Annotated in this window: 17 protein-coding genes and 1 pseudogene; 10 read left to right on the top strand and 8 right to left on the bottom strand. The window is 65.0% G+C overall.

The features are described 5' to 3' along the window. The first annotated feature begins 60 nt into the window (after nucleotides 1–60). A complete protein-coding gene (locus tag AC4D2C_RS06325; protein WP_490913477.1) occupies nucleotides 61–1,296 on the top strand; it encodes an MFS transporter in 1,236 nt (411 codons plus the stop codon). Between the two features lie 126 nt (nucleotides 1,297–1,422). Further along, a pseudogene (locus AC4D2C_RS06320) lies at nucleotides 1,423–1,821 on the top strand (LURP-one-related/scramblase family protein); the annotation flags it as partial. Here AC4D2C_RS06320 and AC4D2C_RS06315 read toward each other — a convergent pair. Both AC4D2C_RS06315 and AC4D2C_RS06310 read right to left on the bottom strand, forming a co-directional pair. Beyond that, complete coding sequence (locus AC4D2C_RS06315) at nucleotides 1,749–2,360, bottom strand: ion channel (RefSeq protein WP_490913476.1); 612 nt, start codon at nucleotides 2,358–2,360, stop codon at nucleotides 1,749–1,751. The pseudogene AC4D2C_RS06320 and the gene AC4D2C_RS06315 sit on opposite strands and share 73 nt — an antisense overlap. A gap of 411 nt (nucleotides 2,361–2,771) precedes the next feature. Next, nucleotides 2,772–3,068 carry a hypothetical protein gene (locus AC4D2C_RS06310; protein WP_490913474.1) on the bottom strand — a complete coding sequence of 99 codons (297 nt, stop codon included), beginning with the start codon at nucleotides 3,066–3,068 and terminating at the stop codon, nucleotides 2,772–2,774. Between the two features lie 511 nt (nucleotides 3,069–3,579). Here AC4D2C_RS06310 and AC4D2C_RS06305 point away from each other — a divergent pair. From AC4D2C_RS06305 to AC4D2C_RS06295, 3 genes are read left to right on the top strand one after another with little or no spacing between them, the layout of a single operon-like run. Beyond that, nucleotides 3,580–3,807 (top strand): hypothetical protein, encoded by a 228-nt coding sequence (locus AC4D2C_RS06305; RefSeq protein WP_490913472.1) that lies wholly within the window; start codon nucleotides 3,580–3,582, stop codon nucleotides 3,805–3,807. Then, nucleotides 3,804–4,160, top strand: a complete 357-nt coding sequence (locus AC4D2C_RS06300; protein ID WP_490913470.1) for a YidH family protein — start codon at nucleotides 3,804–3,806, stop codon at nucleotides 4,158–4,160. The genes AC4D2C_RS06305 and AC4D2C_RS06300 overlap by 4 nt, the downstream gene beginning before the upstream one ends. Further along, entirely contained in the window at nucleotides 4,157–4,507 is a 351-nt protein-coding gene (locus AC4D2C_RS06295; protein WP_490913468.1) for a DUF202 domain-containing protein, read from the top strand. The genes AC4D2C_RS06300 and AC4D2C_RS06295 overlap by 4 nt, the downstream gene beginning before the upstream one ends. Nucleotides 4,508–4,569: 62 nt before the next feature. Here the strand turns inward: AC4D2C_RS06295 and AC4D2C_RS06290 are convergent, their stop codons facing one another. From AC4D2C_RS06290 to AC4D2C_RS06275, 4 genes are all read right to left on the bottom strand, one after another. Further along, nucleotides 4,570–5,541, bottom strand: a complete 972-nt coding sequence (locus AC4D2C_RS06290; RefSeq protein WP_490913466.1) for an NAD(P)-dependent alcohol dehydrogenase — start codon at nucleotides 5,539–5,541, stop codon at nucleotides 4,570–4,572. Further along, nucleotides 5,538–5,774: a helix-turn-helix transcriptional regulator gene (locus AC4D2C_RS06285; RefSeq protein WP_490913465.1), complete on the bottom strand. Its 237-nt coding sequence runs from the start codon at nucleotides 5,772–5,774 to the stop codon at nucleotides 5,538–5,540. The genes AC4D2C_RS06290 and AC4D2C_RS06285 overlap by 4 nt, the downstream gene beginning before the upstream one ends. Further along, on the bottom strand, nucleotides 5,768–6,214 hold the full coding sequence (locus AC4D2C_RS06280) for a hypothetical protein (RefSeq protein ID WP_490913463.1): 447 nt from the start codon (nucleotides 6,212–6,214) through the stop codon (nucleotides 5,768–5,770). The genes AC4D2C_RS06285 and AC4D2C_RS06280 overlap by 7 nt, the downstream gene beginning before the upstream one ends. 85 nt (nucleotides 6,215–6,299) lie before the next feature. Beyond that, nucleotides 6,300–7,133: a GAF and ANTAR domain-containing protein gene (locus AC4D2C_RS06275; RefSeq protein WP_490913461.1), complete on the bottom strand. Its 834-nt coding sequence runs from the start codon at nucleotides 7,131–7,133 to the stop codon at nucleotides 6,300–6,302. Between the two features lie 368 nt (nucleotides 7,134–7,501). On the opposite strand from AC4D2C_RS06275, the gene AC4D2C_RS06270 reads away from it, so the two are divergent. Next, nucleotides 7,502–8,920, top strand: coding sequence for a LamG domain-containing protein (locus tag AC4D2C_RS06270; protein ID WP_490913459.1), 1,419 nt, complete (start codon nucleotides 7,502–7,504; stop codon nucleotides 8,918–8,920). Between the two features lie 195 nt (nucleotides 8,921–9,115). Here AC4D2C_RS06270 and AC4D2C_RS06265 read toward each other — a convergent pair whose 3' ends face one another. Both AC4D2C_RS06265 and AC4D2C_RS06260 read right to left on the bottom strand, forming a co-directional pair. Beyond that, nucleotides 9,116–9,862, bottom strand: a complete 747-nt coding sequence (locus tag AC4D2C_RS06265; RefSeq protein WP_490913457.1) for a formylglycine-generating enzyme family protein — start codon at nucleotides 9,860–9,862, stop codon at nucleotides 9,116–9,118. 124 nt (nucleotides 9,863–9,986) lie between these two features. Further along, a complete protein-coding gene (locus AC4D2C_RS06260) occupies nucleotides 9,987–10,262 on the bottom strand; it encodes a class II glutamine amidotransferase (protein ID WP_490913456.1) in 276 nt (91 codons plus the stop codon). A 517-nt stretch (nucleotides 10,263–10,779) separates the two neighbouring features. Between AC4D2C_RS06260 and AC4D2C_RS06255 the strand changes: the two genes are divergently transcribed. From AC4D2C_RS06255 to fmdA, 4 genes are all read left to right on the top strand, one after another. Then, nucleotides 10,780–11,166 carry a PLDc N-terminal domain-containing protein gene (locus AC4D2C_RS06255; protein ID WP_490913454.1) on the top strand — a complete coding sequence of 129 codons (387 nt, stop codon included), beginning with the start codon at nucleotides 10,780–10,782 and terminating at the stop codon, nucleotides 11,164–11,166. A gap of 319 nt (nucleotides 11,167–11,485) precedes the next feature. Continuing rightward, a complete protein-coding gene (locus AC4D2C_RS06250) occupies nucleotides 11,486–12,124 on the top strand; it encodes an AmiS/UreI family transporter (protein ID WP_490913453.1) in 639 nt (212 codons plus the stop codon). A 31-nt stretch (nucleotides 12,125–12,155) separates the two neighbouring features. Then, the gene (locus AC4D2C_RS06245) at nucleotides 12,156–12,446 is read left to right on the top strand and encodes an FmdB family zinc ribbon protein (protein ID WP_490913451.1); all 291 of its coding nucleotides are present in this window, start codon (nucleotides 12,156–12,158) and stop codon (nucleotides 12,444–12,446) included. Between the two features lie 35 nt (nucleotides 12,447–12,481). Continuing rightward, on the top strand, nucleotides 12,482–13,738 hold the full coding sequence (fmdA, locus tag AC4D2C_RS06240) for a formamidase (protein WP_490913449.1): 1,257 nt from the start codon (nucleotides 12,482–12,484) through the stop codon (nucleotides 13,736–13,738).

The following is a 13,738-nucleotide window of genomic DNA, read 5'->3' as shown; positions in this document are numbered from 1 at the left end:
GGCCTGACGCCCCTGCCCTTCCGTCCCGCCCTTACAGACCTGTCATAGGAAAGGCCCTTCATGGTCCTCGCACGTCCCGCTCAGATTGCTCCCACCCGTGATGCTTCACGGGCCAGGTTCGCTGTCTCCGTCCTGTTCTTCACCAACGGCGCCATCTTCGCCAGCATCCTTCCGCGGTATCCGGAGATCAAGGAGGCGCTGGGGCTGACGAATACTGCGTTCGGTGCGGCGGTCGCGGCGTACCCGTTGGGGGCCTTGCTGGCAGGTCTGACCGCGGGTGTCCTGATTCGGCGGTACCGTTCCTCGAGAGTGGCCATCGCTGCGACGTTCGCGGCCGCGGCGGGCATCTTCGTCGCAGCCACAGGCCAGAGCTGGGCCGTCCTGGCTGGAGGGCTCTTCATCGCCGGAGCCATGGACTCGATCACCGACGTCGCCCAGAACTCACACGGGCTGCGCGTACAGAAACTGTACAAGCGGTCCATCCTGAACTCGTTCCACGCCGTCTGGAGTATCGGAGCAGTCGCTGGCGGTGCTCTCGGCGCGTTGGCCGCGGAAGTCGGTGTGGCTCGCGCTCTGCACCTGGGGCTGACCGCCCTCATCTTCAGTGCCGCAGCTGCCGGCATCTACCGTCTCCTGCTGCAGGGGCCTGAGCCCCTCCACGCCGAAACCGCCGCTGGCATCACGCACCGCGAGGCGACGACCACGGAACCAGGCGTCCGTAAACGACGTGCTGCAACCAGCAAGTACGCGGTCCTGGCCGCACTGGTGATCCTCGCCTCCTCCGGAGCCCTGGTAGAGGACGCGGGAAGTTCCTGGGCCGCGATCTATCTCAGCGGTTCTCTCGCCGCCTCGTCCTTCGCGGCCGGACTCGGATTCATCGCCCTGCAGGGCATGCAGTTCATCGGCCGGCTCTTCGGCGACCGCCTGGTCGACAGGTTCGGCCAACAACTCATCGCCCGCCTCGGCGGGATCATCGTCCTCACCGGCATGGGCACAGCCCTCCTCGTGCCGAGTATCCCGTCGACCATCATCGGATTCGGCCTCGCCGGTCTGGGCGTCGCCACCCTGATACCGGCCGCAATGCAAGCTGCCGATGAGCTGCCCGGTTTCAGAACGGGTGCCGGACTGACCATCCTCAGCTGGTTGCTTCGCGTAGGATTCCTGATCTCGCCACCCATCGTCGGCGCGATCGCCGACGCCACCGACCTTCGCTACGGGCTCCTCGTCGTACCGTTTGCCGGCCTGTTCGTCATCATCCTTGCCGGCGTCCTGAAGACCGGGAAGCGCATCGACTGACCATTTGACAGGCCATCATCACCCGACGCCTGCACAGCGTCCTTCGGTGGCGACGACGGCGAAGGAGAATCCCCTGCCGCTACGTGCCGGAACTGCTGTCGACGGGTCCGTTGCTGTCGTTGGTCAGGCGTTGCATCGAAACTCTGCCAAGCCGCGACGATCCACAAAGCATTGGTGGGGATCCGGGATCGCTTCTCGATCCAGGTGAGGAGCGGCGCCGAGATGAAGGCGCCCGGGAACGTTGTCGACCACGAGTACCAGATCGAGCGTGACAATCGACCAGTCGCGACCGTATCCAAGAAGTGGTTCCGTGTGCGTGAGTCCTACGGCATCTCCATCGCATCGGGTGAGGATGTTCCTCTGATCCTGACAATCGCGGTCGCGATCGACTCGTTGACCTACGTCCTCCTCTTCATCGGTCAGCCTCTGGTCCGGTTAGCGCCGACTGGCTTCTACGCTGAGCCCCGCGCCGGTGGCCGCCAGGCGGAGACGACTCCCGCGACCGCTATCACGAGGAACAGCTGACCCGTGATCGCCTCTGCGATAGCGACGGTCTGGACAAGGGCCCCGACCGGAACCAGATTGCCGTAACCCGTCGTCGTCAGCGTGGTGAAGGAGAAGAACAGTTGGCTGCTCAGCGAATCGTCATTACCGACGCCGAACAAGGGTTCTGTGGTCGTGAGCCCGATCAGGTTGTAGACGAAGGTGAAGAACATGCCGACCATGATGTACGCAGCGATGGAAGCAAGCAGCGTCTGGCCGTCGACCTGCTTTCGTCCTGACTGGTGGGAGATGATGATCGCCGGCGCGAGGAGATAGGCCACCAGTGATGCCGACGTGAGCAACACGTTGAGCAGTCGTCCTTCGAGGCCCTCGGTCAACACCACCACCAGAGCCAGCCCGGTCACCGCCAGTGCCACCCATCCGGTGTACCGGGCTCGCGCACTGACCTCAGCGACCTTGAGTGTGGCGGCGACGGTGCCGAGTTGCCACAACAGGGCGAAGACGCTCGGATACTGCGAACCCTGGATCGCGCAGAAGGTGTAGGACAGTGCCAGGAGCACAAGCACTATCCAGTAGCCCGACCGCCAGATGGAGCGGCGGGGCTTCATCGGTGACCGTCGCTGAACGTCCGCGCCGCTGAGGGGTCAGCAACGAACCCGTCCGGCTCGAACGCGAGGCTCCGGGCATCCGACTGGTCTTCCATGCCGCGTGCGTTCGCGGAAAGGCCTATTTTCGCCATCCATCGAAGCTCATTGCGTCCCGGTCCAGGACGGCGCTGACGGATTGTCGGATCCTCCGGTTGCAGGCCAAGCGCAGCTCCGGGCATGCCTACCTTCGTCAGGTCTGTCCTGATGGGATTGTGCCCGCAGATGAAGGCGGCGGCCGGCTGTGCAGCCCTGCTCCCCGTAGTAGCGGTGAAGCGAGCCCCTTCATCGGCAATCCGGTCGATATTCGGGGTGTGCAACTTTGCCTCAAGCAGCCGGGTCCTGGCACTGGACCTCCTCGATGAGACCACCAAGGGCAGCCCGAAGTTCGGCTGCTTCGTCTCGGAGCGAACCGACCGCCTGACGCACCGTGGCCTGATCAGGGATATCCGCGACGGATTCCTCAAGCTGCTTCTCAGCAGCAGTGACGTCGGCGAGGCGGTCCGCGGCGACGTCCATCGCGGCCCTCTCCATGTCGGTGTAGGTCCTTTTGACCTCATCCCGACCCTCCCGGAGCTGCTCGATCGTGACCTCCGGGGTAAGGATCGTCACGAAATCGGTCACCGCGCCGTCGAAAGCCGTAGCGGTTTCACAGAGACGTTCCTCGTCGGCCTGATCCTGACTGCTGCTGGTGCTCGGGCTGCTGCTCGGGCTCGGGCTGGTGCTGGGACTTTCAGTGCTGGTCGGCGTACTGCTTGGCGCATCGGACCCGCAGCCCGTCAGCGCCATGACCACTACTCCCGTCGCAGCGAGGCAGGTAAGGAAAGGGTGTGATTGTGACACTGGAAGCTCCCTCGTAGGTCTACGTCCGTATCGCTGACGTCTGCCGGCGTCACTGCCCGGCGGACGGCCGCTGCGGCAATTGTTGCAGCGACCGTCCGCCGGGCAGTGAGGACCTCACCTTTTCCGGATGAAAGCCCGCGAGCAAGTGGGAAGCGAACCCTATGGTGGGGCTGACATCGCTACCCGTGCGCTCTATCGGACTCACACTTCCGCGGCCCTGATCATCGGTTGTCGTCGACTGCAATCATGGCAAGGGCGTTCTCCACCGTTCCGGGGGCGGTTCGCCTGGGGCATGTCACTCCTCTGGGGTGAAGCTGTCCAGCTTCAGTCGATGAGAGGATTTCCGGATGAGGAGCTGCTGGCCCAGGAGGAAGATCCCGTGAGAATCGCGCCGTTGGAAGTGCTCAGCCACGCCTCCCGTAGCCGTGACATCGACCGCAGTGTGATTGATGCCTTCCACGGTGCCGTGTGCGAGGAAGGAACCGCGATCACCCTCGCCCGGGCTGCGAGCACTCGATGAAGCGGTTCCCCACAGGAGTGTACGGCCACGGCATCGAACCCGACGTCCGCTTCTCGCTCGCGAACGAGCGCACCTTCCTCGCCTGGATTCGTACCTCACTGGCACTCCTTGCAGGCGGCGTCGCTCTGGGCGCCTTGAACCTGCGCCTACAGCCGGACCTGCAACTAGCGGCAGCACTGCTCCTGATCCTCACCGGCATCGCGGCTTCCCTCCAGGCCTGGCTCGGCTGGTACCGGGCGGAGCGAGCCATCCGTCAGCAAGACCCCCTGCCACCGGCACTCCTCGCACTGCCGATGAGCATCGCGGCCATTGCGGGCGGGCTGCTCGTGTTCCTCGGCGTGATCCTTGCATGAGCAGCACACCCCCGGGCGCGCAGGACGCTGACGGCGGTCTCCAGCCCGAGCGCACCGTGATGGCCTGGTGGCGCACCGCACTCGTGCTCACAGCAGCCTCACTCGTCTCACTACGGGTACTGCCCGAGGTCCTCGGGGGTTGGATGCTCGCCCCCTCACTCCTGGGCGTGATCTCCTCCCTCCTGCTCCTCGCCGAGGCGCGACGACGATACCCGCCCCATCACCGCCCGGTGACCGGATCGGTCGCGCCACTGCGCCGACGAGATGGAGTGCTCCCCGGACTGGTCACTGCAACGACGCTGATCATGGGCCTTCTCAGCATGGCGCTCGTCCTCGCAACGCCTTAACTCATGGATCAGCTCCCCGAGAGCGGGCCCGGGCAACGCAAACCACGACAGCGGTCAAGGAGTCAGATCGTGATGGCGACTTTGCCGCGCACCTTCCCTTCATGCAGGTAGCGGATGGCGTCCGGAGCCTCCTCGAGGGGAAAGGTGCGATCGAGTGGTGCGCGAAGCCCACTCGCCTCGACCAACTCGGTGAGTGTGACGAGATCGTCGTGGCTCGTGGTCGCCATGAGACCCCGGAGTTTTTGACGTGTGACGAGCGACAGAGCCGGCGCGCCGAGCATCGCCCGTTCGAAACCGCCAAGCAATCCGCGGCCGCCCTCACCGCCGACGATGACGAGCGTTCCATCGGGGGCGAGGGCCCGCCGCAGGTTCCGCAGCGGGCGGTTGCCGCCGGTGTCCAGGATGAGGTCGTAGCGGCGTGTGCCGTCCACAGGGTCCTGCTGCTTGTAGTCGAGCACCTCGTCAGCGCCGAGGTCGCGGACGAAGTCGAGCTTGTTCGTGCTTGCAACTCCGGTGACGTGGGCGCCGAACACCTTCGCCACCTGTGCCGCGAACGATCCGACGCCGCCGGAAGCGCCGAGCACGAGCACGCGTGTGCCTGCTGCCACGCCGCCCGCGCGGAGACCCTGAAGCGCTGTGCAGCCGGAGACCGGGATAATCGCCGCCTCGGCGAAGCTCAGCCCGGCAGGCTTGCGTGCCAGCCCTTTCTCCGACGAAGCAAGCGTGAACTCTGCGAAGCTGCCGGATCCGACGCCGAAGACCTCGTCGCCCGGCGTGAACCGGCTGACCTCGGGGCCGACGGCTTCCACGATTCCCGCGACATCCGTTCCGCGGGTGCGCTGGCGCGGTCCGCGGATGCCGAAGGCCGGCCGCACGCCGAGGGGCAGGCCCGCCATGACGTGCCACACGCCGGGATCGACGCCCGCCGCCCGGGTGCGGATGAGGACCTGTTTGCGTCCGGGCTCCGGCCGCTCGACCTCCTCGAGGCGCAGCACCTCCGCGTCTCCGTATCGATCCTGCGTGATCGCCCTCATGTGGATGCTCCTTCGTCGGTGTCCGGATATTGGAAGACGGCATCGAGTCCGACGCCGAAGACATGCGCAATCTGGAACGCGAGCTCGAGGGTGGGGGAGTAGCGGCCCTGCTCGATGGCGATCACGGTCTGGCGGGTGACGCCGATCCGGTCGGCCAGCTCGGCCTGCGTCATCTCGCCGTAGGTCGCGCGCAGGGTGCGGATCCTGTTGCGTACGCGGGTGGGCTTCACCATTCCGGCAGCCCTCGCCGGTACCCTACGACCTTGGTCATCGATCCGAGGATCGCGGACAGCACGAACCCCAGGTAGATGACATTCGCGATCCAGAAGAAGTCCGCCTCGAGCACCGCCAGCAACAGCGCCGAGACAGCGCCGAGGATGACGAACGACTGGCCGACCTGGTCGCCGAATCGCGTGATCTGCCGGTCCCGCTGATCGACGCGTCGGGCATCCCGGCGGAACATGCCGGAGACGATGCCGACGAGGATGTTGATCACGATGCCGGCAAGGATTCCGCCGCCGATGGTCCAGAGCATGATCGGCGCGTAGGGGCGGTCCGTCAGTGCGCCGAAGCCGCTGCCGAGCAGTAGACCGAGGTAGATCGAGTACCCGAGTACCGCAACGATCCCGAGGATCCAGGCGCTCTTCTCCTGTGCCGACACAGCCACTCCCATGTAAAAATTATTTGACACGGTCAAGCTATGCCTACCCCTGAGCTGTGTCAAGAATTGTTTACATGACGGGGCATTGTCTTCGGCGTCACTGGTCGAAGTGCGTCGTCGGGTCCTTGGCGTTGACGGACCGCACGACGGCGGCGGCGACGTCGCGCGACTTCATGTTTCGGGCGCTGGAAGCGGCTTTCAGGATCATCATGGCCTGTTCCTGACTCGATCTGTTCTGCCCCATGATGATGCCGACGGCAAGATCGATCGTTGTCCGTGACTGCATCGCCGTCGTGAGGTTCTGGCCGGCGTCGGTCAGGTGCGCGACCCGCACGGCAAGCCGGAGGCCTTGCGAAGCCTCCCGGGCGAACTGCTGCGCATCGTCGATGCTCCCCGCGTCGAACGCATCCGCTGTGGGGGCGTAGAGGTTCAGGGCCGCTGCGGCCTCACCGTCGAGGAGGATCGGCACAGCGAGGATGGACCGGACCTTGTGAGCCACGACTGCCTGGAAGTAGTCCGTCCACCGGTTGTCCGACAACACATCCTCGACGTACACCGTCGTCCTGGTGCGTGCAGCTGTCAGGCAGGGGCCGTCACCGAATCCGTATTGGAGTTCATCCATCGAGTGGGCTGATGGGCTGCTGCTGGCGACCGTCCCGTGCTTGCGGGGTCGCAGCAGCGTCACCCCGCACGCGATCCCGTGGCCAGGGTCCCCAGGGCCTGAGAGGCGCGTGGCGGCGAGGGTTGCGAGCCCGGTCAGGAACTCCGTCACATCGGCGCTGTCGAGCACGAGGTCCTGCAGGATGGCCGCCGTCTCCACCTCGGGGCCACCAGTCTCACGGCCCTGCCACCATTGCTGTGCATGGTGTTCGTGACGTGTGCTGAATCCGGCTTGCGCCGTCTCGAAAAAAGCTTCATTGTTCGAGGTCATGAGGGATGCCACCTCGGTCGTCGCGTGCACTGAGCTCGTACACCGAGCTGGAGCAGAACCGGGCGCATCACTGCCCGGGCCAGCTCCGCCGCCACTGCTTAACGACATTGCCGCAACCCTACCCGCGTCCTCCACGCAGACATAGAATCGGCACCGATCTGGCGTGCCCGATGGGACCGGGCGCGCGACGAAGCGACGATGATGGCTGCTGCGCGCTCCGCCCTGTTCATGGTCGTGCGTCAGGCGTACCCTGACAGCCCGCCTTCATCCTGTCGGTGACCCGGTCATGGTCTCCTGGACGCACCTGATTCGTCGTCCGCATCATCGGACGTTCTCCTCGAGCCTTCCCACAATGACGAGAGATCATCATGTTCAGCAGGGATATCACCGCGGGACGGGCCGCGTCCTCGCGATCAGGAGTTCACGGTCGGCCGCGTGCCGTCGTGATGCTCCTCGTCGGGATCCTGGTCGGAACCCTGAACGCCTGTGGCGCCCCCGAGGAATCGGGGGCCGAGAATGTCTGGTCGCTGACGAGCCCTGATCCGTCGGTCGGAGATCGAGCGTTATCCGCCGAGAACGGAGCCCGATGGACAGGCGAGGGCCTGCGGGTGGGCAGTACCTCCTACGCCAGCACCTCCCCGCCTGGCCCCATCGCCACGGATTCCAGTTTCACCGTCAGCGCGTGGGCTCGCCCGGTGGGGCAACCCGCCGAGTACTCGGTGGTCCTCAGCCAGGCGGGAGACGTCGCCGGTGCGTTCTATCTGGGCGTCGCCGAAGGATTCTGGTCCTTCTCGGTCAAGCCCGACGATGGAAACGGAGACGACTTCGTGACCAACAGGGATCGGGAGACCCGGGTGAGCGTGGAACCGGACACGTGGGTGCATCTCGCCGGGGTCTACGACGCCGACAGTGGACGGGCTCGATTCTTCCTCAACGGCTACCCGGTGAGTGACCAGGGTATCGCCACGGACCGTGTGTACCAGGCAGGCGGTCCGCTGCTGTTCGGCCGGGCCCAGACGCGCAGACAGCCCTCTGACTTCTTCGACGGGATCATCACGGACGTGCGGACATGGCCTCGTCCCCTGGACGATGACGAGGTTGCCGCTGCCGCTCGGACCGCGGCACCCGCGGGAGCCACGCTGGACACACCGGAGAAATCCGACGCGTTCGTATGTCCGGATTCACACGGTGGTGTGTGCCTGGGCACTCTCGCTGCGGGGGACTATGCGACGACGTCCTTCGAACCAGCGCTCGCGTACACGGTGGCCGAGGGCTGGACGAATCGTGAGGACCTACCGGGTCAGGTGCTGCTGAGCAGGGTCGATGATCCTGAGGAGGCTACCTGGGGTGGCAGCTACATCGGCATCTACCAGGACGTCCGTGCACCGGCTCCCTGCGGTGAGAAAGCGCAACCCGGAATCGGCGCGAGCGCCGAGGAACTCGCTGCCTACTACCGCTCGATACCGGGCCTCGAGATCGGGCGGGACGTTCCGGTGACAGTGGGCGGGCTCACCGGAGTGGCGCTCGACCTCAGGGTCGACGATGGATGGGAGAACTCCTGTCCGCCCGGTGCCACCGACGCCGTTCCCGTCCTCATCGGAGGCGGGATCTCCGACTTCCATCACGTCATCGGCATCCCCCTGGAAATGCGCCTCATCCTCCTTGACTGGGAGGGCGGGAACGTCGCGATCGAGGTGACCGCCCTGCTCCAGCCGCACACCCTCAACGAGTACCTCGACCAGGCCGGTGCAGGCCCGATCGTCGACTCTTTCATTTTCGGACCATGACGGCCCGCCTTCGATCCCGTCCATCCGCCCGTTCCGGCGATAGGACCGCCGTGGTCCGTGAAGGCTCCTCCAAGGACGACTGCCGGCCCATCGGCAGGTACCGACTGACGGACGCCGAAGGATCACTCGACGCACGACGCACGACGCACGACCCACGACCGACGCCACTCGGCTGCTGGGCGGTGCTCGTCCGGGTCAGGACCGTCGGGGGGTCCAACCTGACGGCAACGCTCCGCTGATGGCTCCTCGTTCGGCATCTGTCCTTGCTGACCAGCCCTGTGCTGCCTGGCCTGCATCGAGCGTGCCTCTCGCCAGCCGCAGGCCGACGTCGGGATGACTCATCCCAGGCGCTCCGCCCCGCCGGGTCGATGCGCGGACGCTCCACCGTTCGTCAGCGAATCCACCTCCGCGGAAGACCCGGTAGTCTCCGTAGCGCGCTGGATCGAGCAGATCCCAGCACCACTCCCAGACATTGCCGAGGGTGTCGTACAGCCCGAAGGCGTTGGCCTGCTTCGACCCGACGGGCTGCGGCCGGTCCACCTCATCATCGGCGGTCCACGCGATGCGCTCGAGGGACTGGTAGTGCGGCCCCTTCGTGCCGGCACGGCAGGCATACTCCCACTCGGCTTCCGTCGGCAGCCGGTACCCCGAAGCTTCGGTCTGCCACGTCACAGTGCCTTCATCGAGCACATAAACGGGTGGGAGCCCGGCGTGAATCGACGCCGCGTTGCAGAACCTGACGGCGTCCAGCCAGCTCAGGTCCACGATGGGCGAGCTCACCGCCGATCCAGCACCTCCCATCACGTGCGTGTACTGGGCCTCGGAGACGGGGAAGGCCCCGATCTCGTACGGTTCGAGCTGCACGGACCACCTGCGTCGACGTCGAGCGTCATGCAACTCCACCTCGCCTGCCGGCAGCGGACGCAGTTCGGGAACAGACACTCCGTAATGATCCCACCGGAGCACGACAACACAGCTGGCCGACACCCGGCCATGCCGGAACGTGTCAGACAGGGGATCGCGGACGAGCACGCCGGCACGCCCACCGACATCACGCCCACCGACATCACCCCCACTGCGCCGCCTGCCGGGTCCCCATGCTGCCCAGGGGCGTGAGGGCCGCAGCAGCATGGGCCGGCAACGTCGTGATCATCGCGGCGGGCGTTGTCCTCCTGGCGCTCGCGGTATCGACGCTGACACGGGTGGGCCACGCCTGCTCCGAGAGCGCTCGCAGGTTGTGGTCGCTCCACGCTGGTTCGGTGCTATGGAGAACGCCGGGACGGGGTAGCTTCGAGTACCACCCGACCCCGAATCCGTCCCCGTTGGTCGTTTCGGCACCCATCCGCGAGTGTTTGCTTTGCATCACGATTGATCGGGCGGGTTTGTACAGTAGGTCTCCCAGGTTCAGAGGACCTCCGGAGTACGCCAGCCATCGGCACATGGGTCGTCCTTTCCGAGCCCATGGCACCACGACGGGGGCATGGTGGGATCACCTGGTCCGGGTGGTCCTGGCCGTTGCTTCTCCCCACCCTTCTCCGACGAAGAGGCCATTCAGATCCACGGCGCACACCTCGAACATGCTCGTTCCGCCTAGGACTTACCGCCGGCCTGGAACTCAGCTGTAGAGCAATCTAACCCCCGATAGGTGAGGTGCCGTCCGGTGTGCAGGCAGATCATGTCCTTACGCCTTGTGGTCGACCGGCACCGGCAGCCGCCGGCGTCGTACGAACGCAACAGTGGCTGCGTTCGTAACGGAGCCTGGACAACTTCGGAGAGCAACGCCGGATCGCTTTCAAGCTCATTCACGCAATTGAAGCAGCGACGAAAGTGGCTGCGCGATTCGAAAGCAGCGAGTTCACATGAGTCTTTGGGAAAGTTTTTGGGACATTATCTGGTGGTTCTTCATGGCCTATTTCTTCATCGTCTATCTATTTGTGCTGTTCGAAGTGATGCGGGATCTCTTCGGCGACCACGAGGTGAGCGGATTGATGAAGGCCGTGTGGGTCGTTCTTATGATCTTCATCCCATTCCTGACCGCGCTTGTCTACATGGTCGTTCGTGGCAAGGGCATGGCACAGCGCTCTCGCGAGGCATCAGAAAGACAGTATGAATCTGCCCAGGCGTATATCAGGCAGGTCGCTACAGTCAGTCCCAGCGAGGAGCTCTCGAAAGCTGAAGCCCTCTTGGGTTCTGGAGCCATCAGCGCTGACGAATTCGCACAGATCAAGAGCAAGGTCCAGGTCTGATCCATCGTTCAATTCGCGCCAGTCCGAAGCGAATGACGCGTGATCGCGTACTACAACGAGAGTTTCCATGACGACATGCTGTGGAAGGTGGGCCACATGGAAGATCTGAAACCTGCGGAGTCATACCCCTCGGCCCTGCTGGGACCGGCCGGCTTCGTGACCCGGACCGCCCCGTTGACAGCGAAATTGCCCGGGGCTAGGCTCGCCGCACAACCGAACGCCGGTGATCCCGACCGCTGTTCCCGCACCGCCCACAGGTGCAGTCGGAGACAGCCTTCCCGTGTCACTTTCCCACTCTTCGTTTCGCAATGGAGCGACCATGAGCAGTGTTGGTCTGTTGTACGTCGGCGCCGTCCTCTTCATCAACGGGCTCATGCTCATCGGGGTGGTCCCCGGCAGATCAGCGGCCATCCTCAACTTCTTCGTCGGGACGATGCAGGTGGTCTTCCCGACGATCATCCTGGTACAGGCCGACAACGACCTCCCGACGATCTTCGGTGCGGCCGGCCTGTATCTCTTCGGGTTCACCTACCTGTACGTAGGCATCCTCCAGATCACCGGGATCAGTGGCGAGGGGCTGGGCTGGTTCTCGCTGTTCGTCGCGACGTGTGCCGTGGTGATAGGCGCCCTCCAGTTCACCCTCGTGGGGGATCCCGTCTTCGGCGTCATCTGGTGGACCTGGGCCATCCTGTGGCTGCTGTTCTTCCTCCTGCTGGGGCTGGGGAAGGAATCGCTGACCTATGCCACAGGCTGGTTCACCATCTTCGTCGCCCATCTCACCGGCACCATCCCGGCGTTCTTCCTGCTGGTGGGCAGGTACGAGACGAACGCGGTCCTGGCGGTGCTGGTGGCGGTCGCTGCGGCTGCGGCCCTCGGGGTGGCATTCGTCCTCGGCAGGAGAGGTATCCCGCACGGCACGGCGTCGTCGCGGGAAGGTACTGCGGTCTCGCCCGCCTGATCATCGCTCATCGGGAAGAAAGGTCCTCCGAATGCCGATCTACGAGTATCGCTGTCCCCGGTGCGATGTCTTCGAAGTCGTCCGCGCCATGGGCGCAGCACAGGGAGTGGATGCCTGCCCCACCTGCGGGGAGCCTGCCGTGCGACGCTTCACCGCTCCTCACCTCGCCAGGACGGGAACTGCGGCGTTCCGATTGCTCGATGCGACCAGCCAGAGCGCATCGGAACCGCAGGTCGTCTCCGGATCGCTACCGTCGGCGGGTCCCCGCAGCGCCCCGCTCCACTCGTCCAATCCGCTCCATCGGAAACTGCCGCGGCCCTAGTTCTCGGCACGGCGACAATCATCAAAGGAGATGAAATGCCTGACGTCATATTCCCACTCGATTCGACCAGGAAATTCGAGGACCAGGAGAAAGTCGGACACAACCGCTGGCATCCCGAGATCCCGCCGGTCGCCACGGTGAAGCCGGGGGATTCCTTCAGGGTCCACTGCCGCGAGTGGTTCGACGGCGCGATCGTCAACGACGATTCCGCGGACGACATCCTCAACGCTCCGCTGCTGACCGTCCACAAGCTCAGCGGCCCGTTCGCCGTCGAAGGGGCGAAGCCGGGGGACCTTCTCGTGGTGGACATCCTCGACGTCGGTCCCATCCCGCAGGAGGACTCCGGGCCATTGGCAGGGCAGGGCTGGGGCTATACGGGGATCTTCTCCAGGAACAACGGCGGAGGCTTCCTGACCGAGCAGTTCCCTGACGCCTACAAGGCCATCTGGGACTTCTCCGGGCAGGTGGCGTCGTCGCGGCATGTGCCGGAGGTGTCCTACGTCGGGCTCATCCACCCAGGCCTGATGGGAACTGCGCCATCCGCCGGTCTGCTGGCGAAGTGGAACAAGCGTGAGGGGGATCTGATCGCTACGGATCCGAACCGGGTGCCGCCGCTTGCGCTGCCGCCCGAGCCCCGACACGCCGTGCTCGGAAGCCTGGCCGAATCCGAGATCGATCGGGTGGCCGCGGAGGCGGCCCGCACGGCGCCGCCCCGGGAGAACGGTGGCAACCAGGACATCAAGAACCTCTCGAAGGGCTCACGGATCTTCTACCCGGTGTTCGTGGACGGCGCGAATCTCTCCCTGGGCGATCTTCACTTCTCCCAGGGGGACGGTGAGATCACCTTCTGCGGCGCCATCGAGATGGGCGGCTTCATCGATCTCAGGGTCGACGTCATCAAGGGCGGCATGGACACCTATGGGGTGAGTGAGAACGCCATCTTCATGCCCGGCATCGTGGACCCTCGGTACAGCGAATGGATCGCCTTCTCCGGCACGTCGGTGACCCTGGACGGCAAGCAGCACTACCTCGACTCGCACCTGTCCTACCAGCGCGCCTGCCTGCACGCGATCGACTACCTCACGAAGTTCGGCTACAGCCCGGAGCAGGCCTACCTGCTCCTCGGATCGGCGCCCATCGAGGGCAGGCTGTCCGGCGTGGTGGACATCCCCAACTCCTGCTCGACGGTCTACATCCCCACCGCGATCTTCGACTTCGACGTCCGGCCCTCGGCCGCGGGCCCGCACAGGGTGAACCCCGGAATGGGCGCACCCAGATCGAGCAACGCATAG

The organism is Arthrobacter sp. TJ-240 (assembly GCF_058269195.1).
The sequence above is the reverse complement of the archived record's forward strand: the minus strand, read 5'-3'. Positions and strand labels throughout refer to the sequence as shown.